The 25,139-nt window shown below is 63.5% G+C and carries 19 protein-coding genes; 10 read left to right on the top strand and 9 right to left on the bottom strand.

What is annotated here, in order from left to right; genetic code table 11:
- The first annotated feature begins 70 nt into the window (after positions 1-70).
- The 4 genes from QX135_RS25230 (at position 71) to QX135_RS25215 (ending at position 5,281) form a co-directional block, all read left to right on the top strand.
- Positions 71-3,025: an FAD-binding and (Fe-S)-binding domain-containing protein gene (locus tag QX135_RS25230; protein WP_316180274.1), complete on the top strand. Its 2,955-nt coding sequence runs from the start codon at positions 71-73 to the stop codon at positions 3,023-3,025.
- A 165-nt stretch (positions 3,026-3,190) separates the two neighbouring features.
- Entirely contained in the window at positions 3,191-3,619 is a 429-nt protein-coding gene (locus QX135_RS25225) for a GlcG/HbpS family heme-binding protein (RefSeq protein WP_315777060.1), read from the top strand.
- A 208-nt stretch (positions 3,620-3,827) separates the two neighbouring features.
- The gene (locus tag QX135_RS25220; protein ID WP_316180271.1) at positions 3,828-4,832 is read left to right on the top strand and encodes an SDR family oxidoreductase; all 1,005 of its coding nucleotides are present in this window, start codon (positions 3,828-3,830) and stop codon (positions 4,830-4,832) included.
- A gap of 86 nt (positions 4,833-4,918) precedes the next feature.
- Positions 4,919-5,281, top strand: coding sequence for a VOC family protein (locus QX135_RS25215; protein WP_315756116.1), 363 nt, complete (start codon positions 4,919-4,921; stop codon positions 5,279-5,281).
- Between the two features lies 1 nt (position 5,282).
- Here the strand turns inward: QX135_RS25215 and QX135_RS25210 are convergent, their stop codons facing one another.
- Both QX135_RS25210 and QX135_RS25205 read right to left on the bottom strand, forming a co-directional pair.
- Positions 5,283-6,158 carry a GNAT family N-acetyltransferase gene (locus QX135_RS25210; RefSeq protein ID WP_315777059.1) on the bottom strand — a complete coding sequence of 292 codons (876 nt, stop codon included), beginning with the start codon at positions 6,156-6,158 and terminating at the stop codon, positions 5,283-5,285.
- 258 nt (positions 6,159-6,416) lie between these two features.
- The gene (locus QX135_RS25205; protein WP_315777058.1) at positions 6,417-9,743 is read right to left on the bottom strand and encodes an autotransporter domain-containing protein; all 3,327 of its coding nucleotides are present in this window, start codon (positions 9,741-9,743) and stop codon (positions 6,417-6,419) included.
- Between the two features lie 185 nt (positions 9,744-9,928).
- On the opposite strand from QX135_RS25205, the gene QX135_RS25200 reads away from it, so the two are divergent.
- Positions 9,929-11,137: a TIGR03032 family protein gene (locus QX135_RS25200; RefSeq protein WP_316180268.1), complete on the top strand. Its 1,209-nt coding sequence runs from the start codon at positions 9,929-9,931 to the stop codon at positions 11,135-11,137.
- Between the two features lie 97 nt (positions 11,138-11,234).
- Here the strand turns inward: QX135_RS25200 and QX135_RS25195 are convergent, their stop codons facing one another.
- From QX135_RS25195 to QX135_RS25185, 3 genes are all read right to left on the bottom strand, one after another.
- A complete protein-coding gene (locus QX135_RS25195; RefSeq protein WP_315777056.1) occupies positions 11,235-12,014 on the bottom strand; it encodes an enoyl-CoA hydratase/isomerase family protein in 780 nt (259 codons plus the stop codon).
- A gap of 72 nt (positions 12,015-12,086) precedes the next feature.
- Positions 12,087-12,824, bottom strand: coding sequence for an esterase/lipase family protein (locus QX135_RS25190; RefSeq protein ID WP_315782895.1), 738 nt, complete (start codon positions 12,822-12,824; stop codon positions 12,087-12,089).
- On the bottom strand, positions 12,824-16,249 hold the full coding sequence (locus tag QX135_RS25185) for an acyl-[ACP]--phospholipid O-acyltransferase (protein WP_316180266.1): 3,426 nt from the start codon (positions 16,247-16,249) through the stop codon (positions 12,824-12,826). Before QX135_RS25185 ends, QX135_RS25190 begins: the two co-directional genes overlap by 1 nt.
- 226 nt (positions 16,250-16,475) lie before the next feature.
- On the opposite strand from QX135_RS25185, the gene QX135_RS25180 reads away from it, so the two are divergent.
- On the top strand, positions 16,476-16,961 hold the full coding sequence (locus tag QX135_RS25180) for a hypothetical protein (RefSeq protein WP_316180264.1): 486 nt from the start codon (positions 16,476-16,478) through the stop codon (positions 16,959-16,961).
- Between the two features lie 16 nt (positions 16,962-16,977).
- On the opposite strand, the gene QX135_RS25175 is transcribed toward QX135_RS25180, so the two are convergent.
- Positions 16,978-19,065 (bottom strand): molybdopterin oxidoreductase family protein, encoded by a 2,088-nt coding sequence (locus QX135_RS25175; RefSeq protein ID WP_316180262.1) that lies wholly within the window; start codon positions 19,063-19,065, stop codon positions 16,978-16,980.
- Positions 19,066-19,442: 377 nt separating this feature from the next.
- Between QX135_RS25175 and QX135_RS25170 the strand changes: the two genes are divergently transcribed.
- From QX135_RS25170 to QX135_RS25160, 3 genes are read left to right on the top strand one after another with little or no spacing between them, the layout of a single operon-like run.
- Positions 19,443-20,129: a GntR family transcriptional regulator gene (locus QX135_RS25170; RefSeq protein ID WP_315756124.1), complete on the top strand. Its 687-nt coding sequence runs from the start codon at positions 19,443-19,445 to the stop codon at positions 20,127-20,129.
- Between the two features lie 55 nt (positions 20,130-20,184).
- Entirely contained in the window at positions 20,185-21,183 is a 999-nt protein-coding gene (locus QX135_RS25165) for a TRAP transporter substrate-binding protein (protein ID WP_315796565.1), read from the top strand.
- Positions 21,184-21,219: 36 nt separating this feature from the next.
- Positions 21,220-21,522, top strand: a complete 303-nt coding sequence (locus QX135_RS25160) for a hypothetical protein (protein WP_316180260.1) — start codon at positions 21,220-21,222, stop codon at positions 21,520-21,522.
- Positions 21,523-21,551: 29 nt separating this feature from the next.
- Here the strand turns inward: QX135_RS25160 and QX135_RS25155 are convergent, their stop codons facing one another.
- Positions 21,552-22,283: a Crp/Fnr family transcriptional regulator gene (locus QX135_RS25155; RefSeq protein WP_315739031.1), complete on the bottom strand. Its 732-nt coding sequence runs from the start codon at positions 22,281-22,283 to the stop codon at positions 21,552-21,554.
- 571 nt (positions 22,284-22,854) lie between these two features.
- Positions 22,855-23,568, bottom strand: coding sequence for a helix-turn-helix domain-containing protein (locus tag QX135_RS25150; protein WP_315739032.1), 714 nt, complete (start codon positions 23,566-23,568; stop codon positions 22,855-22,857).
- Between the two features lie 141 nt (positions 23,569-23,709).
- On the opposite strand from QX135_RS25150, the gene QX135_RS25145 reads away from it, so the two are divergent.
- Positions 23,710-24,027 carry a cytochrome c gene (locus QX135_RS25145; protein ID WP_315739033.1) on the top strand — a complete coding sequence of 106 codons (318 nt, stop codon included), beginning with the start codon at positions 23,710-23,712 and terminating at the stop codon, positions 24,025-24,027.
- 10 nt (positions 24,028-24,037) lie between these two features.
- On the opposite strand, the gene QX135_RS25140 is transcribed toward QX135_RS25145, so the two are convergent.
- Positions 24,038-25,138, bottom strand: coding sequence for an ABC-type transport auxiliary lipoprotein family protein (locus QX135_RS25140; RefSeq protein WP_315739034.1), 1,101 nt, complete (start codon positions 25,136-25,138; stop codon positions 24,038-24,040).
- Position 25,139 lies beyond the last annotated feature (1 nt).

The following is a 25,139-nucleotide window of genomic DNA, read 5'->3' as shown; positions in this document are numbered from 1 at the left end:
TTGCAGAAATGAATGACACGGGGCTCAAGAGGGCCCGCCAGACGACAGCCGGGCCCGACCAGGGATCACCATGCCGAACGCCAAAGCCGGTCCGTCCAGGCTCGAACAGAAGCTCCGCGCCGAGATTGCAGGCGGCGTCTTCTTCGACCGCTTCAGCCGTGGCCGCTACGCCACCGACGCCTCGTTCTACCAGGTCATCCCGGCCGGCGTGGTCGTGCCGCGCACGATGGACGAGGCACTGCGTACGCTCGCCCTCGCCCGCGACGACGGCCGCATCGTCACCCCGCGCGGCGGCGGCACCTCGCAATGCGGCCAGACCGTCAACGAGGGGATCGTCGTCGACTTCTCCAAGCACCTGAACCGCATCGTCTCTCTCGACGTCGAGGCCCGGACCTGCGTGGTCGAGCCGGGCATCGTGCTCGACGACCTCAATCGCCAACTCAAGCAGCACGGCCTGTGGTTTCCCGTCGACGTCTCGACGGCGTCGCGTGCCACGATCGGCGGCATGGCCGGCAACAATTCCTGCGGCGGCCGCTCGCTGCGCTACGGCACGATGCGCGACAACACCATCGCGATCGACGCGGCGCTCGCCGACGGCACGTTGGCGCATTTTGGCGAGGTGCCGCGAGACCTTCGTGACGTCAGCGCGCCGGACAGCGCTCACGCGCTGTTTCGCGACATGCTTGCGCTGGGCGAGCGCGAGGCCGCGGAGATCGCCGACAAGTTTCCCAAGGTGCAGCGCCGCGTCGGCGGCTACAATCTGGATGCGCTGACGCCGCGCAACGCCGCCAACAACCTGGCCCATCTGCTCGTCGGCTCCGAAGGCACCCTCGCCTTCTCCACCCGCATCGAGCTCAAGCTGTGGCCCCTGATCCGCACCAAGGTGCTCGGCATCTGCCATTTCGGCAGCTTCTACGCGGCCATGGACGCGGCTCAGCACCTTGTGAAGCTGAAGCCGATCGCGGTCGAACTGGTGGACCGCACCATGATCGGGCTTGGACGCGACATCGCGATGTTCCAGCCAGTGATCGCCGCCGCCGTGCGCGGCGACCCCGACGCCATCCTGGTGGTGGAGTTCGCCGAGGAGACAACGGACGAGAACCTCGCCAAGCTGAAGCAGCTCTCCGAGTTGATGGGCGACCTCGGCTTCGCCTGGAGCAACGAGCCGCGCAAATGGGGCGGCGTGGTCGAGATCACCGACCCTGCCCTGCAGACCGCGGTCGCCGACTTCCGCGCCGCCGGCCTCAACGTGATGATGTCGATGAAGGAGGCCGGCAAGCCGGTGTCGTTCGTCGAGGACTGCGCGGTGCCGCTGCCGCATCTCGCTGACTACACCGCGCGGCTCAACGAGGTCTTCGCCAGGCATGGCACGCGCGGCACGATGTATGCGCATGCCTCCGAAGGCTGCCTGCACGTCCGCCCGGTGCTGAACCTGAAGCTGGAGAAGGACGTCAAGGCGATGCGGGCCATCGCCGAGGAAGCCTTCGCCATGGTGCGCGAGTACAAGGGATCGCATTCCGGCGAGCACGGCGACGGCATCGTGCGCTCGGAATTCCACGAACAGATGTTCGGCAGCCGCATCGTCGCCGACTTCAAGGAGGTCAAGCAGCGCTTCGACCCCGGCAATGTGCTCAATCCCGGCCGCATCGTCGATCCGCCCAAGATGGACGACCGCTCGCTGTTCCGCTATCCGCCGGACTATCGCATCGATGATCTCAAGACCGTGCTCGACTGGTCGGCCTATCCCGGCGCCGCCGGCGGTTTCCAGGGCGCGGTCGAGATGTGCAACAACAACGGCGCCTGCCGCAAGCTCGACGGCGGCGTGATGTGTCCGTCCTATCGCGCCACCCGCGACGAGAAGGATGTCACGCGCGGCCGTGCCAATACGCTGCGGCTGGCGATCTCCGGCCAGCTCGGTCCCGGCGCGCTGTCGTCTGACGAGATGATGGAGACGCTGAAGCTGTGCGTGTCCTGCAAGGCCTGTCGCCGCGAGTGTCCGACCGGCGTCGACATGGCCAAGATGAAGATCGAGGTGCTGGCAGCGCGGGCAACGACGCATGGTCTTACGCTGCGTGACCGGCTCGTCGCCTACCTGCCGCGCTACGCCGATCTCGTCGCCCGCGTCGCGCCGCTCGTGAACCTGCGCAATCATGTTGCGCCCCTGCGCGTGCTGATGGAGCGCGTTGCGGGCATCAGCGCCAAGCGCAAGCTGCCGGCCTTCCGCACCGACACCTTCCGCGTCGAGGCCGACGCGTTCGGTCCGGCTGATGGCCGTGAGGTCGTGCTGTTCGGCGACACCTTCAACCGCGTCTATGAGCGCGAAAATCTCGACGCCGCGCTGCGCGTGCTGATCGCGGGCGGCTACCGCGTCTACGTTCCCAAGCCCGCCGATGGCGGCCGGGCGCTGTGCTGCGGCCGGACGTTCCTGTCCGCCGGTCTGGTCGACGAAGCCAAGTCCGAGCTGCAGCGCCTGGTCGAGACCTACGCGCCGTTCGCAGCGCGCGGCGTGCCGATCATTGGCCTGGAGCCAAGCTGCCTGCTGACGCTGCGCGACGAGCTGCTGTCGCTACGCGACGATACCGCCGCGAAGACGATCAGCGCGCACGCGCTGCTGCTGGAAGAGTTTCTGGCGCGCGAGGCAGAGGCCGGACGGCTCGCGCTGCCGCTCGCCCCCCTGCCCGGCAAGGCGCTGCTGCACGGCCATTGCCATCAGAAATCCTTCGCCGCCTTCAAGCCTGTCGAGCAGGTGCTGCGACTCATTCCGGAGCTCACGGTCGAGACCATCGAATCCTCCTGCTGCGGTATGGCCGGCGCGTTCGGCTATGGCGCGGAGACCTACGAGGTCTCGCTGCAGATGGCGGAGGCGTCGCTGCTGCCTGCGGTACGCAAGGCAGAAGCTTCGACCTTCATCGTCGCCAACGGCACCTCCTGCCGCCACCAGATCCAAGACGGCGCCGGTCGCGGCGCCGTGCACGCTGCGCAGCTCCTGGCGATGAGCCTGGAGCGGACGCAGATGCGTTCTTGATTCACGAGGTCGGAACGCCGCGGAGCATGATCTCAATGTTCGTCATTGCGAGGAGCGAAGCGACGAAGCAATCCAGACCTTTTCTTTCACCCTGGATTGCTTCGCTTCGCTCGCAATGACGGATGACCTAGCCAACTTGGCATCACAAAGCACAAGGACACCGACATGGCCGATCTCTCGCTCGACACCGCCCGCAAGATCCTCGACGCCACGCTCGCGAAGGGCATCGAGAAGAAGTTCAAGCCGCTCGCTGTGATGGTGCTCGACGCGCGCGGCTGCCTGAAGGCCGCCGCCGCGCAGGACGGCACCAGCCTGATGCGGGCCGAGGTCGCGCACGGCAAGGCCTACGGCGCACTCGCCCTCGGCCTCGGCTCCCGCGCCCTGTTCCAGCGCGCCCAGGAGCAGGCCTATTTCATCGACGCCGTGAACACGCTGGCCCAGGGCCGCATGGTCCCGGTGCCCGGCGGCGTGCTGATCATGGACGGCACGACGCTCGTCGGCGCCGTCGGCGTCTCCGGCGACACTTCGGACAATGACGAGATCTGCGCCGTCGCCGGCATCGAAGCCGCCGGCCTCAAGGCCAATCCGGGCTGAGCTCCGGTCGCACCGGCAAGGCTCAGCGAGCTTTTCTGTCCCACAATCTCCGGGGGGGCTGGCCTGCCCTCTCGGAGCCTGATGGATCGCGCGTCGAAGTCCACGGCTCCGATAACGGCTGACGGAGAATTCATTCGGCCGGCTTGACCGGCCCGAAACATTGCCGGCCGCAGCACGTTTGTACGACGGGGCGCGTGGAGAACCGGACATGCCTCGCAGACCAGCTCGCACCATCATCATCACGGGCGCCTCCGCCGGCGTCGGCCGCGCCATCGCAAAACGCTTCGGCGCGGCCGGCGACCGCGTCGGCCTGATCGCGCGTGACGAGGATGCGCTGCGCGACGTCCAGCGCGAGCTGCAGGCGCGGTTTGCCCATGCCGAATACGAGGCGGTCGATGTCGCCGACGCGCAGGCGCTGTTCGAGGCCGCCGAACGGCTCGAGCAGCGCCTGGGTCCGGTCGACATCTGGATCAATGACGCCATGGAGACGGTGTTCTCGACCGTGGCCGACATCACGCCGGAGGAGTTCCGCCGCGTCACCGAGGTCACCTATCTCGGCTTCGTGCACGGCACGATGGCGGCGCTGCGCTCGATGCGCCGGCACGGCGAAGGCCGCATCATTCAGATCGGCTCGGCGCTCGCCTATCGTGGCATTCCGCTGCAGGCGGCCTATTGCGGCGCCAAACATGCGATCCGGGGCTTCACCGACTCGCTGCGGGCCGAGCTGATGCACGAGCGCTCAGGCATCACGCTCAGCATCGTCGACCTGCCCGCGGTGAACACACCGCAATTCGACTGGGCTCGCGCGCACCTTGCGCATACGCCACGACCAATGGGCCGGCCGGTGGAGCCCGAGGTGATCGCGGACGCCGTCTATCGCGTCGCCGACGGCGGCTTCCGCGAATATTGGATCGGCTGGCCGACACTGCTCACGATCCTCGGTAACGCCGTCGCGCCCGCTTTGCTCGACCGCTACCTCGCTGCCAAGGCGATCGCCGGGCAACAGACCGACGTACCACTGGTGCCCGATCGCACCGACAATCTCGACCGTCCCGTGACGCGCCTACACCGCACCCGCGGCTCCTTCAGCCAGGGCGCGGCGCAGCGGGCGATGCTCGTGCCGGGGGATGTCGCGCGCGCGGCGACCATTGCGCTCGGCGCGGCGGTGTTCTTCGCGCTGGGCGCTGTGATGAGCCGGCGGCGCTGGCGCTGAATTCGTCACGACCCGGCCGCCCTTGCGTGCCAACTGTGATCTGAGCTTCTCTATGGCGCGGCTTCCACACGGCGAGGAGCGCCTCCATGACCATCGAGAGCATCAGCGCGATTACGATTGCCACCCACGACATGACGCGCGCGGTCGCGTTCTATCGCGCGCTCGGCTTCGACGACATCGCCCATGGCGGCGCCCACACGTCGTTCACGAGCTTCCGTGTGGGCTCCGGCTTCCTCAACCTGATCGCCATGTCCAGGGAGAAGCAGTGGAGCTGGTGGGGCCGCATCATCTTCCACGTCGCCGATGTCGACGCCGTCTACGCCAAGGCGCTGGCCGCTGGCTTTGCCCCCTCGACCACGCCCTGCAATGCCGAATGGGGCGAGCGCTATTTCCACCTCACCGATCCCGACGGCCACGAACTGAGCTTCGCGCGGCCGCTCGGACGGTGAGTTAGCCGAGTTCGAAGGTGGTGACACCGAACACCCGGTCGATCCGGAGCGGCGGGATCGGCCCGGTGTACATGCGCGCGGTCTCGAACACCGGCTTCAGGCCGAGGCTCTCGGCGAGCGCCACCGCCTCCGGATTGATCGCGGGCACGTCGAGGAACACCTCGGAGTCGCCGGCTGCGCTCAGCAGCGCCGACACCACGGCCTCGGCATCGGCACGCTTTTCCGCAATCAGCGGACCGATTTTGTAGCCCGCACGGCACGGACGGATCACACCCCAGGCGGCTAGCGTACCGTCGCGGATCAGCGCCCGGCCGACATGACCGGGCGTGTCGATCCAGGCCCGCAGGAATGCCCGGCGCGGGGCGGGAAATACGGTCGCATCTGACGCTTCGATGTCGGAAAGCGGCACATCGGCAAGAGCGACGATACCTGATCGATCCGCCGATTGCAGCAAGGCGGCGGATCGTCCCCCGTAGCGGATATTGGCATACGCGTAGCTGAAGCCGGATTTCCGATAGTTGTCCTGCTGCGCGACCACGCCATCGAGTCCGACAATGCGCGATCCCGCATGCGCCATCGCCGCCTGCCAGAGCCGCAAGCCGTAGCCGCGCCCGCGCAGCTCGGGACGCACCATGTAGAATCCGAGAAAGGCGAACCGGTCGTCATAGTTCACGCAGGACACGGTCGCGACCGGCACGCCGTCGCGCTCGGCGACGAGGAAGCCGTCGGGGTCGACCTCTGCGAAGCACGTCGCATCGGACAACCCGGGATTCCACCCCTCGGCTGCCGCCCAGTCGATCGCGAGCCCGATCTCGTCCGGCCGCATCGGCCGGATGTGCAGGCCATCAGCGTCGGGATGTCCGGCGGATCGTGTCATGTTCCCCTCGATCCGAATGCCGCACCATCCGTCAATTATGACGCCGCGCGAACCTCAGGGCAACCTACGCGGCCAATACTGCTGTGAGGTTTCAGTCTCGAATGATGATCGTCCAAGCACGCTGTTCATCTGCTGCAAGGACAAGCCAGGCGGCACTCAAATGTGCGCTGCGCATTCGCAGCCAAATGATAGGCAGGTCTCGATGAGACGCTGATCGCCTCGCGCATCCGCTGTCCGGATATCTTTCCCCAGATAGAGCTAGAATTGAACTTTGATGTGCCCCTCGATCGAGTGATCCTGGCTGCTCCTCGAAAGATTGCCGCGATAGGACACTCCCATGACAGTATTGGCGCTTGTGCGCAGATCCAGGGCGGTCTGCACCAGGGCGGCATCCCGAGCGAGCGGCAGCCCTGCAATGTCAAATGCAGCGCCGGTGCTTCTGAAAAGCAGGTGGTCTTCCGGCTTGAGCTGGCCGAAACCGTGTTGCCAAGCGAGCGATGCTGACGGCTTGAGCGCCATTCCGTCCGATAGTGCAATCAGCGCCGATGCGCGCGCCCCGATCGCCGTATAACCTACGTCCTCCTCGCGCGATGAGCCGGAAAGTGCGGCGACGTCACCGGCCTCATCGAAGCCATTGGTATGGAGATGGATCCAGGACCAACCTGCAAATGGCTCCACAAGAGCATCCGCGAGGTTCAGATCATACCCAATCTCACCAAATATTTGTGAGCCGAACGCGCCATAACGCCCGGTCGCCCGTTCGAGAAAACCCGGATAGCTGATCGAGCGAGCGCTCCCAATGGTGCTGAAGCTCAGAAGTGCCCCCGAGCGGACGTTCCAGGCACCCACGTCAAAGCCAGTATAGACGGCTAGATATGCGCTATCGATATCGGCCGAGCTCGCACGGGCATCGATGCTCGTCCTCGAATTGGTGTAGCCGACCGCGACGCCTGCCCGCCAGTTGTCGCCCAGCCGCCCATCTACTCCGCTGAAGAAACCGCTCAGGCGTCGGCTCATACCAGCAGCACTGCCGTCACCATGAGCCGTGCCCCAAGCCCCCACTCCCTGAGCCCACCAGCCAATATCCCGCGATGTGGACGCGTTGGCCGACGACGGAATGCTGCCGGTGCGGAGAATGCGCCTGTCCGTATCGGCGGCGTAGGCCAGATGCTTCGGCGAGGATAGATCGACATCGCCGTAGATCACGGCTGGACCACCGGAGCCGAAACTCGCAAACGGCCCAAAACGGTCCTCAAAGGAAGTTTGACGCAAGCGTCCGAGGACGGCGTCCCGGGCGAAATGACCGTCTTCGACGAGGGACGTCCGTGCGCTGGCATGAAGTTCGCCCGACAGCGCGTCGAACGCCTGTTGCGCGCCGGGCGCTGTCTGGAAGATCACGCTGCCGAAGAGCCGGCTATCCGGCGAGCTTTCCTGGAGAGCGGTGGCTACGGCCAGCTGGTTTGCCGTCCGCGCGACGCTCGGAAAGAACGTCGACTGGGTCAACGAGAGGAACACGTTGTTGGCATCATAACTCAGGCTGGGAAACAGGAACGCAGAGTTGCTGCTCACCCCAGAGAAGGCACCACTAATGCCATCGGCGGCATTGAGGATATTGTAGGTGGTACGGAAGGCATAGGCACCGTTCTGCGGCAGGACGACGACATTGCCATTGAGTCTTGCCGTGCCGGTCGCCACGATCCGGTCTGCCGCCCCGGACGCGTTGGTCTCGACTTCGTAGGTGGAGCCAGAGGCAAAGGATACGTCGCCAGAGACATTAAGCGTCCCGATCGCATTGCCTGGAGAAACGACTCCCCTGCTCGCGACAGCGAGGCCGCCGATCGTGCCATTGCCCATGAGCCGGGCCCCGGAGTTGACGAACACGGTCGATGCGAGCTCCCCTGTGACGTCTAGTATCCCGCTGTTGATGAACGTCGGGCCTGTGTAGCTACTGTGCCCGCTCAGGACGAGCGTGCCACTGCCGTTTTGCTCGAGGGCACCAGAGCCTGAGATCGTTCCACCGAAGGTGTAACCGTCGGAATGATTGAAGGCCAAGATTCCGTTGTCGATCACGTCGCCGACGATCGAGCCGCTGGTACCGCCATTGCCGAGTTGCAGTGTGCCCGCGCTGACGATGGTGCCGCCGGTATAAGTGTTCGCACCGGAGAAGATGGTGGTGCCGGAGCCAAGCTGTTGGAATGTCCCGGTGCCCGAAATGATGCCGCCGAACGTGTAGCTGTCGGAACGATTGATCGCAAAGATGCCGTTGTCAGTGACGTTGCCGCCGATCGAGCCGGCGCTGCCGCCATTCCCGAGTTGCAGTGCGCCGCTATTCACTGTGACTGAGGTGTTTGGCATGTTTCCGTCGACCTCAAGCAGGCCGCCATTCACGGTAAAGCTGGAGATGAGCGGAGTGGTGCCAGTAAGCGTCCAGTGGCTGCTGCCCTCCTTGAGAAACGTCCCGAAGCCCTGGTATTGCAGGCCGGCACCGATCGTTGCGACGTTGAAGCTCGCTGTACCAGTGCCGCCCAGTGCAAGGGTGTCGCTGCCGCCGCCGAAAACGTTGCCGTTGATCGCAGCGGTTGGATAGAGCTCAAGCCGGTTCGCCGAACCATGAAACCGAACGGCGCCGCCCGCACCGCCATCTAGCGTACCGGCCACAGTGAGAGTGGTAGGGCTGACGACGAAGCTCGATGTATCAATGGCGAAACCATCCGCTCCCGTACCATTCGAGGTCACGTGGCTTCCGGCGCCGATCGTAATCGCAATTGATCCGCTCGTTCCGCTTCTCGCATATATGCCCGTCGTATTGGTTCCTGTGACGTCGCCAGCGACGGCGATCTTTACCGCGCCATTGCCATCGCTCCGCGCGAAGATGCCGCTCTCCTGGCCGCTCACGGTAGTTCCGGCGGCTGTGGTCACCGTGACATCTGCGTTCCCTCTCGCGAGAAGAGCGAAATCGCTGCCGGTCGTGCCGGCGGCCGTGACGTCACCGTTGACCGTCACGGTCGTCGATCCAGTGCCGTAGTTGCGGCTCAGAATTCCGTAGCGCGCGCCGCGGACGTTGGAGCCTGCGCCGGTTGTCACGGTCAGATCAGTGCCGAAATTGATCGCCACGATTCCCCGCGATACCGAGGTTGTGCCCGTGCTTACGACATCGCCGTTGGTCGTGATGCTGAGCGCGCCGGTGCCCTGGTTGCGGCCCCGAATGCCGTAGTTGAGGGCGGTGATATCACCGTTGGTATTCACTGTGATGCTGCCCGGAACGCCGGCTGTCGTCGTCATATTGAGTCCGTTGCCGGCGGTCGCAGTAAACGGAGAGAAGTTCGTATCGGTGTATGAAAGGTTGCCGGCGCCGGTGATCGTCAGAGCATTCGAGGAGACGGTCGTAATGCGGAATCCCGATAGCGCAGTCACGTGAGCGTTGGCGCCCGAAATCGTCTGGGCGGTGCTGGCCGCCGAGCATTCCCAATTGGAACCGCCCACATTGGCGCAAGCAGCGTAGACCCGGCGGCTATAGCCGAAAACTGCGCCCACCAGCATCGAAGACGACAGCACCAACTGCCGGCATGGAAACCTGTCGGACAAGCGCCGCCCTCCTCCTTTGGGCTGGGAAACTCAACCTTTATATGTCAAGAATTACTGGACAACCAGAAGATGATGGCACATCGACCAAAAAGTCTTAAGCCGTTCCCGTCTTTCGAGGCACTCTCCTAGGCCGCGCTGAAGAGGCCTGCCTCTTGTCGGGTTCACCGCCGTTTGGAGAAGCATCCATGGGCCGTCGTGACGACGTACCGACATTCGAATCAAACGAGATTCTGCCAGCCGATCGAACTTGCGTACGCCTTCCCGCGGAACAGGTTGGCCAGGCCGGCAGTGAAGCGGTTCGGTATTCCATGTCACCCGGACTGCCCGGCTTTCTTGGTTCTCAGCGCATCGCCATCGCGGGTTCGTCCTATCAATCCGGCAAATTCTATTTCCTGGGTCAGAATGCCGACGGCGGGCTCTTGGTCCACGAGCGCCTCTTTCACAAGGCCATGGGAATCTGCGTCGTGGACAGCGATACGCTCCTGCTCGCCACGATGTTCCAGATCTTGAGATTCAGGAACGTACTTGCGCCCGGGCAGCGGATCAACGATCTGCACGATGCCTGTTATGTCCCGCGCCAGATCTTCACCACTGGCGAGCTCGATGTTCATGACGTGGGGATGCTGAGCGACGGCCGCATCGTCTTCGTCAACACGCTTTACAATTGTCTTGCCTCCACATCGGAACGGCACAGCTTCACGCCGCTGTGGAAGCCTTCCTTCATTTCGAAGATCGTCAAGGAGGACCGATGTCATCTGAACGGACTTGCCATCGAAGACGGCGCCCCGCGCTACGTTACGGCGATCAGCAGATCGGACACCGTCGACGGCTGGCGCGACCGTCGTTCCGATGGCGGCATCGTCATCGACGTGCACTCCAATGAGATAGTGATCGATGGTCTCTCGATGCCTCATTCCCCCCGGCTCTATCGCGGGAGATTGTGGGTGCTCAACTCGGGCACGGGGGAGATCGGATGGATCGAGCGTTCAGCAGCCGGCGCGACGTTCCACGTTCTGGCATTCTGTCCCGGCTTCGTGCGCGGGCTCGCGTTTTTCGGCAACTATGCCTTCGTTGGCTTGTCGAAACCTCGCTATGAGCGTTTCGAGGGTCTCGCACTGGATCGCAGGTTGGCCGAAACCGATTCTGAACCGTGGTGCGGAATCCAATTGATCAATCTCGACACCGGTGCCTGCGAAAACTGGTTTCGGATTGATGGGGCGGTAGCCGAATTCTACGATCTGGGCGTGGTGCCAGACGTGATACGACCAATGGCGATCGGCTTCGCCAACAACGAGATCCTTGATCTCGTCACCCACGATCCGATGGATCCCGCTCAGAGCGCTTGGCCTGTGCATGAACGAGCGCCGGGAATTGGGTCCCCGAGGCGCGCGTAAAGCTGCGCGCTAGCCGAGGAACGAGCGATGCTCCGCCTTCGCGGAGCATGACAGCTGGAACAACAGAGCCGCCGTCAAGCGATCCACCTGCCGCGCGCTACTTCCCCGGCCACACCGGCTTGCGCTTCTCGGCGAACGCCTTCAGGCCTTCCTTGGCGTCCTCGGTCATCGCCAAGAGCGCGATCTGGCTTTCGAGATAGGCGATCGCCTCGTCGAACGACATCGACGCGATGGCGCGCATGGCGTATTTGCCGCGGCGGATGGCGGTCGGCGACTTGTCGACGATGCGGCCGATCAGCCACTCGATCTTGGCATCGAGCTCGGCGGCGGGAACGACATGGTTGAGCAACCCCGCAGCCTGTGCAGCCTTGGCATCGAACGGCTCGCCCGTCAGCGCCCATTCGTTGACGAGTCGCGGTGGCGCGATGCTCTGCAACAGGCTCAGCACCTGCATCGGGAACACGCCGACCTTGACCTCCGGCAGGCCGAAGATGACGTGATCGGCCGCAACCGCCATGTCGGTCATGCACAACAGCCCCATGCCACCGGCCATGCAGACGCCGCCGACGCGCGCGATCGCGGGCTTGGTGGCATTCTGCGACAGCCTGAGCAGATCGGCGTAGTCGACATTGGGGCGGGAGAAATCCATCGCAAAGGCCGCGCCCGAGTTCTGCAGGTCGGCGCCCGCACAGAATGCCTTGTCTCCCGCGCCGGTCAGCACGATCACGCGAACCTGCGGATCGTCATGCGCCTTGCGATAGCCGCGCGAGATCCCGGCGATGACGTCACCATTCAGCGCGTTGCGCTTCTCTGGACGATTGATGGTGATCCAGAGGGCCTGCCCGCGCTTGTCGAGAATCACGCTGTCGTCGGTCATCGCCTTGCCCGTTGCTTGATGTTGGATGCGAGATTGGCGCGGGATAGCCGCCGCGGGCAAGGAAAACTTGCGTCAGCTGGCCGCGCGGCGGCCGATCTCGGCGATGACACCGTGCAGCCGCGGACGCGCTGGATCGAACTGTCCGGTGTGCAGGAAAGCGATGGTCTGCCGGAACGACGTCGGATGCACCAGCAGGCCCATATGCGAGGCCTTGATCACGGTGTAGTCCGTCATCTCGGCGAGCTTGCAGCTCTCGACCGAGACACGGCCGTCGTTCGGCCATGGCAGCAGGAACAGGCCGGCGATCGGATCGAGGAAACGGTTTCCGGCGATCACACCAATCTCGTAATCGGCGGGCGGCAGAGAGGCGAGCGTGACGTCTTTCGCCGTCACCAGCTGCAGGCCGGCCGGACCGAAATAGGTGCGATAGAGCCCGACATTCTGCAGCCGGTCGGCGAGCTCGCTGCCGCCATTGGGCGTTCCCAGCATGACGACACGGCCGAGCCGCGCCGGCCGATGCTTCGCGATCGCGACCCGTGCCAGCAGGCCGCCCATCGAATGGGTGACGAAGTGGATCGGGCCGTCGATCCCGGCGGCAAAATCGGCGATCGCCGGACGGATGTCCTCGGCAAGAAACTCGAGCGGCTTCTTGCGGCTTTCATAGTCGAGGTTCAACGTCGCAAAACCAGCTCGCTGCAGCCGCTTTTCCAGCGGACGCAGCATCAATGATCGGCCGGCGATTCCATGCAGCAGGACGACCCCCGCGTCGCGGGGGCCAATGTGCTGAGAACGCCGGCGCAGCGATGCAATCACGCGACTTCCCGCTCTTCCGGCTCACGCTCGACCGTGGCTGTTGCCGCACTCGCCTCGGCGAGCGCCTTGGCGCCGACATAGTCGGTCTTGCCAGAACCGAGCAGCGGGATCTTGTCGACCACCATCACGACGGCCGGCACCGCCAGCTCCGGCGCGCCTTGCGCCTTGGCCTGGCGCTGCATCGCGGAGCGCTCGGCATCCTTCTGCGTCGTGATCAGCACGATGCGCTCGCCCTTGCGCTGGTCGGGAATCGAGACCGCGACCGATGCCGCTTGCGGCCATAGCGTCGCGGCAATCTGCTCAACCACCGTCAGCGACACCATCTCGCCGGCGATCTTGGCAAAGCGCTTGGCGCGGCCCTTGATCGTGATGAAGCCTTGCGCGTCGATGGTGACGATGTCGCCGGTGTCGTGCCAGCCCTCCGGCAGTGCCTCCAGCACACCCGGATTTTCGGCTCTGACATAGCCGAGCATGACGTTGGGGCCGCGGACCGAGAGGCGTCCGCCCTCCTCGATGCCCGGCACCTTGTCGAGCCGGTACTCCATCAGCGGCGACAGGCGGCCAACGGTGCCGACACGGTTGGCCATCGGCGTGTTCATCGCCAGCACCGGCGCGGTCTCCGTGACGCCATAGCCTTCGAGAACGCGGATGCCATAACGCTCCATGTAGATCTGCCGTGTCCGGTCCTTGACCGGCTCGGCGCCGGCGATGACCAGCCGCAGGGTGCGGAAATCATAGGCATGGGCGGAGCGCGCGTAACCAGTCAGGAAGGTGTCGGTGCCGAACAGGATGGTGGCACCGGTCTGGTAGATCAGTTCGGGCACGATCCGGTAGTGCAGCGGCGACGGGTACATATAGATGGGGATGCCCGCCAACATGGGCATCATCATGCCGCCGGTGAGGCCGAAGGAGTGGAACACCGGCAAAACATTGAACACAAGATCGTTAGCGTTGGCGTCAACCCTCGCCAATGCCTGCGCAGCATTCGCCAGAATGTTGCGATGGGACAGGACAACGCCCTTCGGCGTGCCTTCCGAGCCGGACGTGAACAGAATCACGGCCGGGTGGTCGGCATTGCGGGCGACGCGCGGCTTGGTGCCGTCGATCATCCCCTTGATCTTGTTGGCCAGGCTGACCGAGGCCTTGACGTCCTCGAGATAGACCAGACGGGCCTGCCCCTCGATCGCTGCGATCAGCTTGTCGAGCTTGCCCTTCTCGATGAAGGCCCGCGACGTCAGAACGGTCGTGACCTGCGCCGCCTTCATCGCCGCCAGCACGTTCACCGGGCCGGCGGAGAAGTTCAGCATTGCCGGCACGCGGCCGATCGACTGCAGCGCCATGAAGACGACGGCGACGCCGGCGGAGTTCGGCAGCAACAGGCCGATGTTCTCGCCCACCATCGTCCCCTGCTCGAGCTTACGGCTGAGCACCTGCGAGCCAAGCAGCAGCTTGCGATAGGTCAGCTTGGTGCCGAGTGGGTCCTCGATCATCACCTTGCCGGTGTCTTGGTCGCGATGGGCATGGGCGAGCGCCTCGAACAGCGTTCGATCCAGCATGGCGTTCTTGACCATGGCTTCGATCATCACGTCCTGCAGCGCAGCGCCAGCTGCATTGCGGCGGGTCTTGCCCTTGAGAGCCGCATCGATGGTGAGCTTCACCGGCGGCAGGATCGTCACCGTCACCTTGGGAAACCACGAGCGCTTGATCTGGCCATCCTTGAGATAGCTGAGATGCGAGCGCTGCGCGCCCTCGATGCGGACCGGCACCACGACGGCGTCGGCCTTGTCGGCGATCATCGCGGTGCCGTCATAGACCTTCATCAGCGAGCCCGACACCGTGATGCGGCCCTCCGGGAAGATCACCACCGGTTCCTGGCTGGCGACCAGCTTGATCAGATCGCGAGCACCGAGCGGCTTGGTCGGGTCGATCGTGATGTGGCTCACAAGTTTCAGGAAGACCTTCGCCCACCAGGCCTTGGAGATCCCGGTGTCGACGGCAAAGGTGGCATCGATCGGCAGCACCGCGTGGAGCAGCGGACCGTCGATCAGGCTGACATGGTTCGGCGCGATCAGCATGCGGGTGCCGGCCGGCGGCAGGTTCTCCAGCCCACGCACCTCAGTGCGGAACAGCGCGCGGAACAGCATCGCGCCGAAGTCGCGCACGCCCTCCCTGCCCCATTTGGTGAGCACGAACCAGACGGCGCCGAAGCTCGCCAAGGCCAGACCGAAGAAGATCCAGGCGATCGAGACGCCTGCAGCCTGCAGGCCAGCCACGCCCAGCGAGCCGACCACCATGAAAGCGGCCTGCAGCACGTTGCCGGCAGCGATGACCCGCGCGCGCTCCGTCGGCTCCGACCAAGCCTGCACAGCGGCGAACGCAGGAACCACGAAGAGGCCACCGCCGAAGGCGAACAAGGCGAAATCGAACAGCATGCGCGAGCCTGACCAAGAGCCGATGAATCCCAGCGGCGTGATTCCCTTCGCGATCTCCGTCGTGCCGATCGCCCAGGACAAGTCGAGGCCGAGCACGCCCATGATGATGGCGCCGATCGGCACCAGCGCGAGGTTCGGCCTGACGTGGCTGAGATGCGCGGCGAACAGCGAGCCGATCGCGATGCCGACCGCAAAGATGGCGAGACACAGGGTGACGACGCCCTCGGTACCGCCGACGACGTCCTTGACCAGGGCCGGCAGCAGCGACAGCACGACGGCACCCACCAGCCAGAACCAGGACACGATCACCATGCCGTCCCACAGCCGGGGCGCGGCATGTAACGACTTCAGAAGGTGCAAGGTCGAGGTCCAGGGGTTGGCCGTGATCCGCAGATCCGGCGCGGACGGCACCGTGTGCGGGATGCGCGAGGCGGAGGCCCAGGAGATGACGGCAAGGCCGATCACCGCGAGAGCGACCCAGCCCATGTGCGAGGAGCCGGAGACAAGCTGGCCGCCGGCGATGGTGCCAATCAGGATGGCCATGAAGGTCGCACCTTCCACTAGCGCATTGCCGGTGGCGAGCTCGCCGACCGTCAGCTGGTCCGGCAGCATGGCGTATTTCACCGGGCCGAACAGCGCGGCGATGACACCGAACATGCCGAGGGCGACGAACAGCAGCGGGATCGAATGCATGAAGAAACCCAGCGCCGCGAAGCCGGCAGCGAAGATCTCGGCGAACTTCAGCCTGCGCGCGACGATGCCCTTGACGTACCTGTCGGCCAACTCGCCGCCGAGTCCCGAAAGAATGAAGAATGGGAAGATGAACACCGCACCGGCCACGGTCACCAGCGCATCGCCATGCACGGCCATGGCGCCATAGAGCAGCATGATGACGAGCGCATTCTTCAGGACGTTGTCGTTCAGCGCCGAGGAGAATTGCGCCCAGAACAGCGGGGCAAAACGGCGCGACGACATCAACTGCTTGATCATGGTCGTTTCCTGGTGTGCTGCGGCGGCTCGGCCGCAAGGATGGCAAGAGTCTTGAAAGTTGGTGATGAAATGAGGTGGTGCCGGTGATGCACCCTGTTAGACGCGGTCATGCGGTCTGCCGTTCTGTTGTCGGCCGCCGACCAGCACGAAGAGTAGCCCGAAGGTCGTGTGCAAAAGGCTTATCCAGACCGAGGGCAGCTGGACGGAGGTTATGGGACGCGAGGACATGGTGACCGCTTCCTTGCGTTTGATCCGGGGATTTGAGCCGTGGTCAGCTCAGCTCACTCAGGTAGTGGAAGCAGCCGAACAGGCCGCCGCGGCGAGGCCGGCGTCCCTCGCGAACAGCTGCGCGAAAAAGCCGGTCTCCGGGCACCCGCCTTGCGCGCCGCGCGGCCAGCAGGCCGGCAACGTCACAGGCGTTGGCGATGCGCTCAACGCGTGCCGCCACAAGGTGAGACGCAGCCCGAGCCAAACCGTTCAGCAACGGCTGGAGATCGACGACGGGAAAAAGCTGCGGACCGCGAAAGCTGAGAACCTGCATGGGATCACTCTTTCCATTTTGAGCAATGCTCAAAATAGATATCGCAAAAATGAGCAGCGCTCAAGAGGATTCGATAAGGCGGAGCGATTGGGTAAACGAAGTCTTCCCGGCCGCGGCCAGCACACCAAGGCAGGACATCAAGCCATTGATTCTAAAAAATATTTTCGATGACCCGTCTAGGTTGGCGTCACCCGGCCGATTTGCGCAGCCAGACCTTGTTGTCGTGAAAGGCCGCGCCCCCGATCGGCGCGACGGTGTCGGCAGCGGTGAGCACGTTGATGCCCCGCCCCCCGACATGGGCGCGATTGGGATGGATGGATTCGGCGATCAGCACCCCGCGCCGGACTCCGTCGAACAGCCGGGCCGCAAGCGAGGTCTGGCCACGCTCATTGCCGAGCGTGACGATTTCGCCGTCGACAATGCCGAGCGGGGCTGCATCGAGCGGATGGATCATGACGGAGGGTCCCCCTTCCCGCGCCTGCGACGATGGCGTCTCGTTGAAGGAGGTGTTGAGGAACGAGCGCGCGGGGCTGGTCGCAAGCCGAAACGGATGCTGTTGATCGACCTCTTCGGTCACCGCCCAATGGTCGGGCAGCGACGGCATGCGCTCCGGATTGCCCATGACGCGGCCGAATGGCGGATGAGCCCAGTCGGCCTTGAAGTGAAATTTCCCGTCGCTGTGCGCGAAGCCGTCGAGATAGTGCGAGGTGCGGAAGTCCGGCTGAAGGTCGCGCCAGACATCGGCCTCGAGCCCGGCGATATCGCCATGGCCGCTCTTCTTCAACGTCGCATCGATCAGCTCGCGCGGCGACATCTCGAAGCCCGGATGCACCGCCCGCAGCCGGCGCGCCAGGCCCTGCAGCACCTCATGATTGGACCGGCACTCGCCGGGCGGGTCGATCAGCTTCGGTCCGATCGAAATGTGCTGATGGCCGCCGCCGTAATAGAGATCGTCATGCTCCATGAACATCGTGGCGGGCAGCACGATATCCGCCATCTGCGCCGTCTCGGTCATGAACTGCTCGTGGACCGCGACGAAAAGATCCTCGCGCGCAAATCCGTTGCGAACCAGCTCCTGCTCGGGCGCCACCGTCATCGGATTGGTGTTCTGGATCAGCATCGCCTTGACCGGCGGACCGCCGCACAACGCTGCTCGATCCCCGGTGAGGATACGCCCAATCTGCGACTGATCGAGAAAGCGGGTGGAATGATCGACGGCATCATGGCCCTCGATGATCGATTCATCGAAATGCCACAGCGCCGCGTTGTTGAAGAAGGCTCCGCCTCCCTCATACTGCCAGGCGCCGGTCACCGCGGGAATGCACGATGCCGCATGCATCTGCGTCGCGCCGTTCCTGCTGCGGGTGAAACCATAACCCAGTCGGAAGAAGGTCCGCTTCGTCTCTCCGACCAGACGGGCGAACGCCTCGATTTCGGCCACGGGAACGCCAGAGATTTGCGATGCCCATTGCGGCGTCCGGGTCTCCAGATGCGCTTCGAGTTCGGCAGGACAATCCGTGTACTTCTCCATATAGGCGCGGTCGGCATAGCCATCGCGAAACAGCACGTGCATCACGCCGCAGGCAAATGCGCCGTCGGTCCCAGGTCGCAGGATGACCTTGATGTCGGCCTGCTTCATGGTCTCATTGTCGTAGACATCGATCGCCGCGATCTTGGCGCCTCGTTCCTTCCGGGCGCGCGCCGCATGAGTCATGACATTGACCTGCGTGTTCACCGGGTTCGTGCCCCAGATCACGACCAGATCCGAGAGCGCCATCTCCCGCGGATCGACGCCGGCAATCTTCCCGGTGCCGATGGCAAAGCCGATGCGCGCGACATTGGCGCAGATCGTCGAGTAGAACCGCGAGTACTTCTTCACATGGGTGAGACGGTTGAGGCCATCGCGCATCACGAGACCCATCGTGCCCGCGTAATAATATGGCCAGACCGACTGAGCGCCAAAGTCGCGCTCCACCTGGAGAAACCGCTCGGCGATCACGTCCAACGCCTCGTCCCAGGAGATGCGTGCAAATTGCCCTGAGCCTTTCGGGCCGACGCGACGCATCGGATGCATCAGCCTCTCAGGATGATGAATCCGCTCGGCATATCTCGCGACCTTGGCGCAAACCACGCCAGCCGTATAGGTCTGCCGTTTCGAGCCGCGAACGCGGCCGATCGTCTTTCGATCGAGCACCTCGACGTCGAGCGCGCAGGCCGACGGACAATCGTGCGGGCAGGTGGAATGGCGGATGTCGACCCGAGTCTGCTGGTTCATGCCCGATTCGTAGCACCAAAGAATGCGTCCGCCGAGAGCATTCGCGAGGCATTCGCATGAACAAGATTCGTGCGTGTCTGCTCCACCGCAAACGTTGGGCCTGTTTCTGGACGCGGCAAGTCACCATCGACAACAACCGATCCGCCGCCAGGGGCAAGGTGAAGACTGCATCAAAAGACGATAGGCTTCTGTTGCGCGCTCGGGGGCGCTCTCCTGCGAACGATCTACGTCGCAGCGCACCATGCCCAGCCCTCAGCTGACCGGCAATTTCGATTGCAAAGCCAGCTTCATATATTAATATATCAGTTGAGGAAACGCACATGTCCAGTCGAGCCCCGAGGAAAATGGCCCCAGCGCCACGGCCTGTGGTTGCCCGCATGCGCCGCAATGGTCGGCCCCGCGGCGCGACAGCAGCGTCACGCATCTACACCGATCTCAGGTCCGAACTCGTGTCGCTCGTGCGCCTGCCGGGGGAGCCGATCTCGGAAGCGCAGATTGCGACGACCTATGGTGTCAGCAGGACACCGGTCCGCGAGGCCATTCTGAAACTCTCGGATGAAGGGTTGGTCGAGATCTTTCCGCAGTCCGGCATCTTCGTCTCGCGCATTCCGGTCGCAGCACTCCCCGAGACCATCATCATCCGAAAGTCTCTCGAAGAGACCACCGCTCGGATGGCCGCCGAGCATGCGACATCGAGCCAGTTGCTCAACCTTCATGCGACCCTCGAACGTCAGCGCGAGGCCTGTGCCGCAAAGGATCGCGAAGCCTTCCACCAGGCGGACGAGATGTTTCACGCTGGCATCGCCGAGGTCGCGGGCTATCCCGGGATCTGGAAACTGATCGTTCAGGTCAAGGTTCACGTCGACCGCTATCGTCGACTGACCCTGCCGCAGATCGGACGGATGGCCGAAGTGATCGCAGAGCACGAACCAATCCTTCAGGCCATCGAGCGGCGCGATCCGGATCGTGCCCGGGCTGCCATGGCGAGTCATCTGGAACGCCTGCTCGACGACATCTCTGAAATTCAGACCAAGAATCCAGAGTATTTCGATCAACCAAGCTAACGAGATGATCGCATCGAACCTTGCGGCGACACGATCATTCCGTCGGAGAGACGCCATGAAAAGACGCGATTTCATCAGATTGAGCGTGGGCTTTGCGGGCGTTGCAACGCTGCCGCCGATCTCGGCCGCCCTTGGGCAATCGAAGGCGGTGTTCAAGGCATCCGACGTTCAGCCGCCGGGTTATCCGACGGTTGCAGCAACAGAAAACCTCGGCAAAAAGCTTACAGCGGCAACCAACGGCAGGCTGTCGATCCAGATGTATCCCTCCGCTCAGCTCGGCGGCGAGAAAGAGACCATCGAGCAGACCCAGATCGGGGCGATCCAGATGCTGCGGGTCAGCGCCGGCGCGCTCGGCCCGATCGTCGACGACGTCAACGTCGTCAACATGCCCTTCCTGTTCAAGAGCATCGAACATTCTGAAAAGATGATGGACGGTCCGATCGGTCAGGACCTTCTGGACCGCGTCAGCGCCAATGCCAGCGCAAATCTCGTCGCACTCTGCTGGATGAATTCGGGCGCGCGCAGCATCTACAACACCAGGAAGCCCATCAGGACGGTCGAGGACGTCAAGGGGCTGAAGATCCGTGTGATCGGCAATCCCATCTTCATCGACATGATGAACGCGCTTGGCGGCAACGGCGTCGCGATGGGCTACGATCAGGTCTTCAGCGCGCTGCAGACCGGCGTGATCGACGGGGCCGAAAACAATCCGCCGAGCTACGTCTTCAGCAATCATTACACGGCAGCGAAGTACTATTCGCTCACCCAGCATCTCGTCATTCCGGAAATCCTCGTGTTCTCGAAGCGGTCCTGGGCAAACCTGTCGACCGACGACCAGACCTTGATCAAGAAGTTCGCGCGCGAAGCGCAGATGGAGGAGCGCGAACTCTGGAAGGCCTACGAGCGGGAAGCGATTGAGAAGGCCAAGGCCGGTGGCTCCGAGATCGTCGAAATCGCCAACAAGGCGCCGTTCCAAAAGGCCGTGAAGCCGGTCTGGGACAAATACGGTCCGAAGTACCAAGAAATGATCAAGCGCATTCAGGACATCGCATAGACCGCACGCTCGGTTCGGACGATCAAGAGGCTTACGATGGCCGGACTCTATCGCCGGGCGATGGATGCGCTGTATCCCGCTTGCGTCATCGTGGGCGTAACGGCGCTCATGCTGATCTCAGCCGTCATCACTTGGGCGGTCTTCACCCGCTACGTCCTGAACAGCGCGGCTTCCCGACCCGAAGCGATGGCCGTCCTGTTGTGCTGGTGCCACCAAACCATAAACGCCGTCCTTCACGCGCTCGCGGCCGGCGAGACGATCTCGATCAGCGCGCTGTTCATGTCCGCCCCCCGGGGAAATCCAGCTCGCCGTCGGCGGGATACGGCCATCACCGGCTAGGTAGGACGTCGGAAAATGCCTCGCCGCCCCTACTCGTCTTCGTCTTGACCGGCCTCCGCCAATCCGCGTAACGGCTCGGGATTCAGAAGCACGATCGCCCCGTGCTCGAGGCGGACCCAGTCCCGCGCGGCCCATGCACGCAACTGCTTGTTGATGCTCTCCCGCGTCATGCCGACCATTTCGCTGATCTCCTGCTGAGTGATGGCGATGGTGCGGCTTGCGGTATCCAGCTTGCGCTTGTCGGTCAGGCCGAGCAGCGCACTGGCAAGGCGGCGGGGGAGATCCTGAAGGATGACCTGCTCGACCTGGTCGCTGGTCCAGCGCAGCCGATCGCAAAGCAGCTCGATGAATTTCATTGCCAGCACCGGCTGGCTCTTCACGAACGGCAGGAATTCGCGTCGATCGATGACCAGAATCTCGCAGTTCGTATTGGCCGTTGCGTCGGCTGTGCGTTCTCGGCCGTCGAGCACGGCGACTTCGCCGAATATCTCACCCGCGCTGATCAGGTTCAGGATGGCATTGCGGCCGTCGGGCGACGAGACACTGATTTTGACGGTGCCACTGATCACGGCATACAAGCTTGAGCCAGGATCGCCTTTTGAGAAGATGGTTGAACCGCGCTTGAGCGATGTCGGCTTGGCGTAGCGGCAGAGCTGATCGACCGCATCGGCCTCGAGTTCACGAAAAATCGGATGCTGACGCAGCACCGACAGTTTGCCGTTGTTGGTAGGTCGGACGCTCGCCCGCTTTTCCTCAGTCACACCGCATCTCCCAGGCGTCCGAATACCGCCGCCCAAGGGAGCTGTCCAAAGCCGGTGGCCAAGGCCCCCGCGGATGTCAGGGGACTATGGACACGCCTACAGCCACCAGCAAAGACGATCCCTCGGACTTGCGACCACCGATCCTCGATTTCATTGCACTTCGGAATACGGCAGATCGGCGGATTGTCCAGGAAAATGCGGCGAACGCTCAAGGCGAAGCCATCTGCCAATCGACGCCGGAGGCGTTTCCGCCCCCGAGAGGCGGCCCGGCATACATTGTGCAGCGCGTGAGAGTCGTCCAGCCGCCCGTCGGACCAGCAGCGCTACTCTTCTGAGCGCAAGATGCCGCAGCCCAAGGGCAGCCTGTACCTCACACCCGATGTCTTGTCTGTGAATCAGCCCAAAGCAGGACCGCAGCGAACCCGACAAAAACCCCCACAACTGCAAAGCTGACCATCATAGCGTCGAGCGGCATGTCTCTCTCCCCTGTTCGAGTTTGAGACACAGTTCCCTATCGGCTGCGCGACAGTCCTTGATCCAGATCAATGCAAAGCGGGTTTCGCCAGCGACGTCAGGCAGCAGCCATAGCTTCAGCTCGCGCCGAATCTCGAAGCGAGACGCCCCCGGGCAGGATCGCGATGATGCCCTCCCGTTCGAGCTTCGTGAACGTTCGACTGACGGTCTCGATGGTGAGCCCGAGATAGTCGGCGATATCCTGCCGACTCATCGGCAACGGTACCATGTTAGAGGGTCCCCGAAGCTCCACCAGCCGGTCCCTCCAGCCAACGAGGAATGTCGCGACCTTCTCCTCGGCTGATCGGCGTCCGAGAAGTACCATGTGATCACGCGCCTGATTCAGCTCCTGCACGGCCAGTTCGTTCATCCGCCGCAGCAGGTTCGGCTTGTCCTCGGCAAAGCGTCCGAACGGTCCCTTTGCGAACTGGCAGACGGTGACGGGACCGATTGCGTCGGCCGAAAATCCATGCCGTTCCTCCGTCGTCATGCCGACGAAGTCGCCAGGCAGCGCAAATCCGACGATCTGCCTGCGTCCGTCGGGGAGAAGCTTGTAGAGCCTCATGACTCCATCCAGTAAGTTGTAGAAGCAGGACGACGTATCTTCTTGCGCGAAAACCGTCTCGCAGGTCGCAAAATGGGTCCGGCGGCTGAGCTGCTCGAATTCACGCATTTCGAACTGGTCGAGCGACGCACAGACACTGAATCCCCGCACGGCACAATCGGCACAGGCCTGCCCATGGAAATCGACTGCAACAAGAGACGTCTTCATACGGGGCTCCGCTGGGCCAAGCGCAAGGATATAATGATTGCATTCTAACGGACGCTCGAAGTTCCGATTGATTCAAATCAAACGAACCAACAATCCGGGCCCTATCGTGGCCGCCATTGCCAGCGCCAACGGACATTGTGAATGCAGCGGCTTGTTCTGTGCCACCTTCTCGCCGCGATAGCGTTGGCGCCCCCCTCCTACGCGGCGTCGACGTCGCAGCAACGTGGGCAGGCCTTCGCGAAGGCCCACTGCGCACGATGTCATGCCATCGGTCGAACGGGAGAGAGTCCCTTCGAACCGGCACCCCCGTTCCGAAACCTGCATCTCCGCTACCCGATCGAATCACTGGGCGAAGCGCTCGCGGAGGGGATCGTGACTGGTCACCCGGCCATGCCCCAATTCCAGCTTGCGCCGCCGCAGATCCACGATCTGCTCTCGTATTTGAAGAGCTTGGAATAGCCCCGTCGATTCAGAGCGCCTGTATCGTCCAGGTCAGAATCGATTTGACAACCCGGCCGAAGGCCTCGTCGAAGGCGGACACGGCGCCAGCAGGATCAAGCCGGGCAACGGGCTGGTTTTCGTCAAACAGCCGTGACGCGATGACCTTGCCGTTCTTGTCGACGAGGCGAGCCGACAGACCAATCTCCGCCGCGGCGGTGTCGCCATTGATCCGGAAACGGCGGACATCGATCAGCAGCTGAAAATCCGGCTGGCCGAGATCGGATGTCCGCAGCGGAGCGTGGGCCACATCGTAATTCTCGAAGGCATCTATCAGACGTGACTGCAATAACTTGGGGATGCTGTCAGCCCACAGGAAATCACCGAACCCCGGGTAGTCCTTTGTCGGCGTGAACAGCATGCGTTGAGTCTGCAGCATCGCCACGGCCGTGGGCTCAGGAATCGCGAGCTGACCCTTGATGGTCTTGTTGACCGGCCCCAGTTCTCGCGGCGCGCTCAGATCATAGGTGACCTTCTGTGCTGGAGCGCCGCCTCCCGTCATTTTTTCCAGACCCGAGACGATTCCATCGAGCTTGCCGGTATTCCGCGCAAGGCCGTCCGAGAATGTCTTGAGGTTGGCGATCGTGTCTTTGAGCGGCCCGGCATTCTCCGCAAGCACTGCGTCGACGCGCCGCAGGGCGTCCCGGGCGGCCTGCGTCATGCTTTGTCCGGCGCCCGGTTCTGCAATCAGTGTCGATATGGCACTCGCCGCTCCTGCCGACGAGCCGCCCTCCAGCGCGATCACCGGCACTCCTGTCAGCCCCTGGAATTCCAGACCCACCTTGGTGTCGGCGCGCACGGGAGTCGTCGACGCCACGGAAATCGTTGCGTTGACCCGACGCGGATCGTTCGGCGCCAGGCCCAGCTCAGTCACCTCGCCGACCCGAATTCCGTTGAACAGAACGGCAGCTCCGACCAGCAGGCCGGGCACTGAGCCCTCGAACTGCACGTGATAGGTCGTGCGAGGCCCGAGTCCTCCGGTGTTGTTGAGCCAGTAAACGAAGCCAAAGATCGCGACGATGGCCGCCAGCACGAAGCCGCCGATGACAGCGAAAGGCGCACGGGTTTCCATC

The sequence above is a fragment of the Bradyrhizobium sp. SZCCHNR1098 genome, assembly GCF_032489375.1.
In the GTDB taxonomy this organism is placed as follows: Bacteria; Pseudomonadota; Alphaproteobacteria; order Rhizobiales; family Xanthobacteraceae; genus Bradyrhizobium.
The sequence above is the reverse complement of the archived record's forward strand: the minus strand, read 5'-3'. Positions and strand labels throughout refer to the sequence as shown.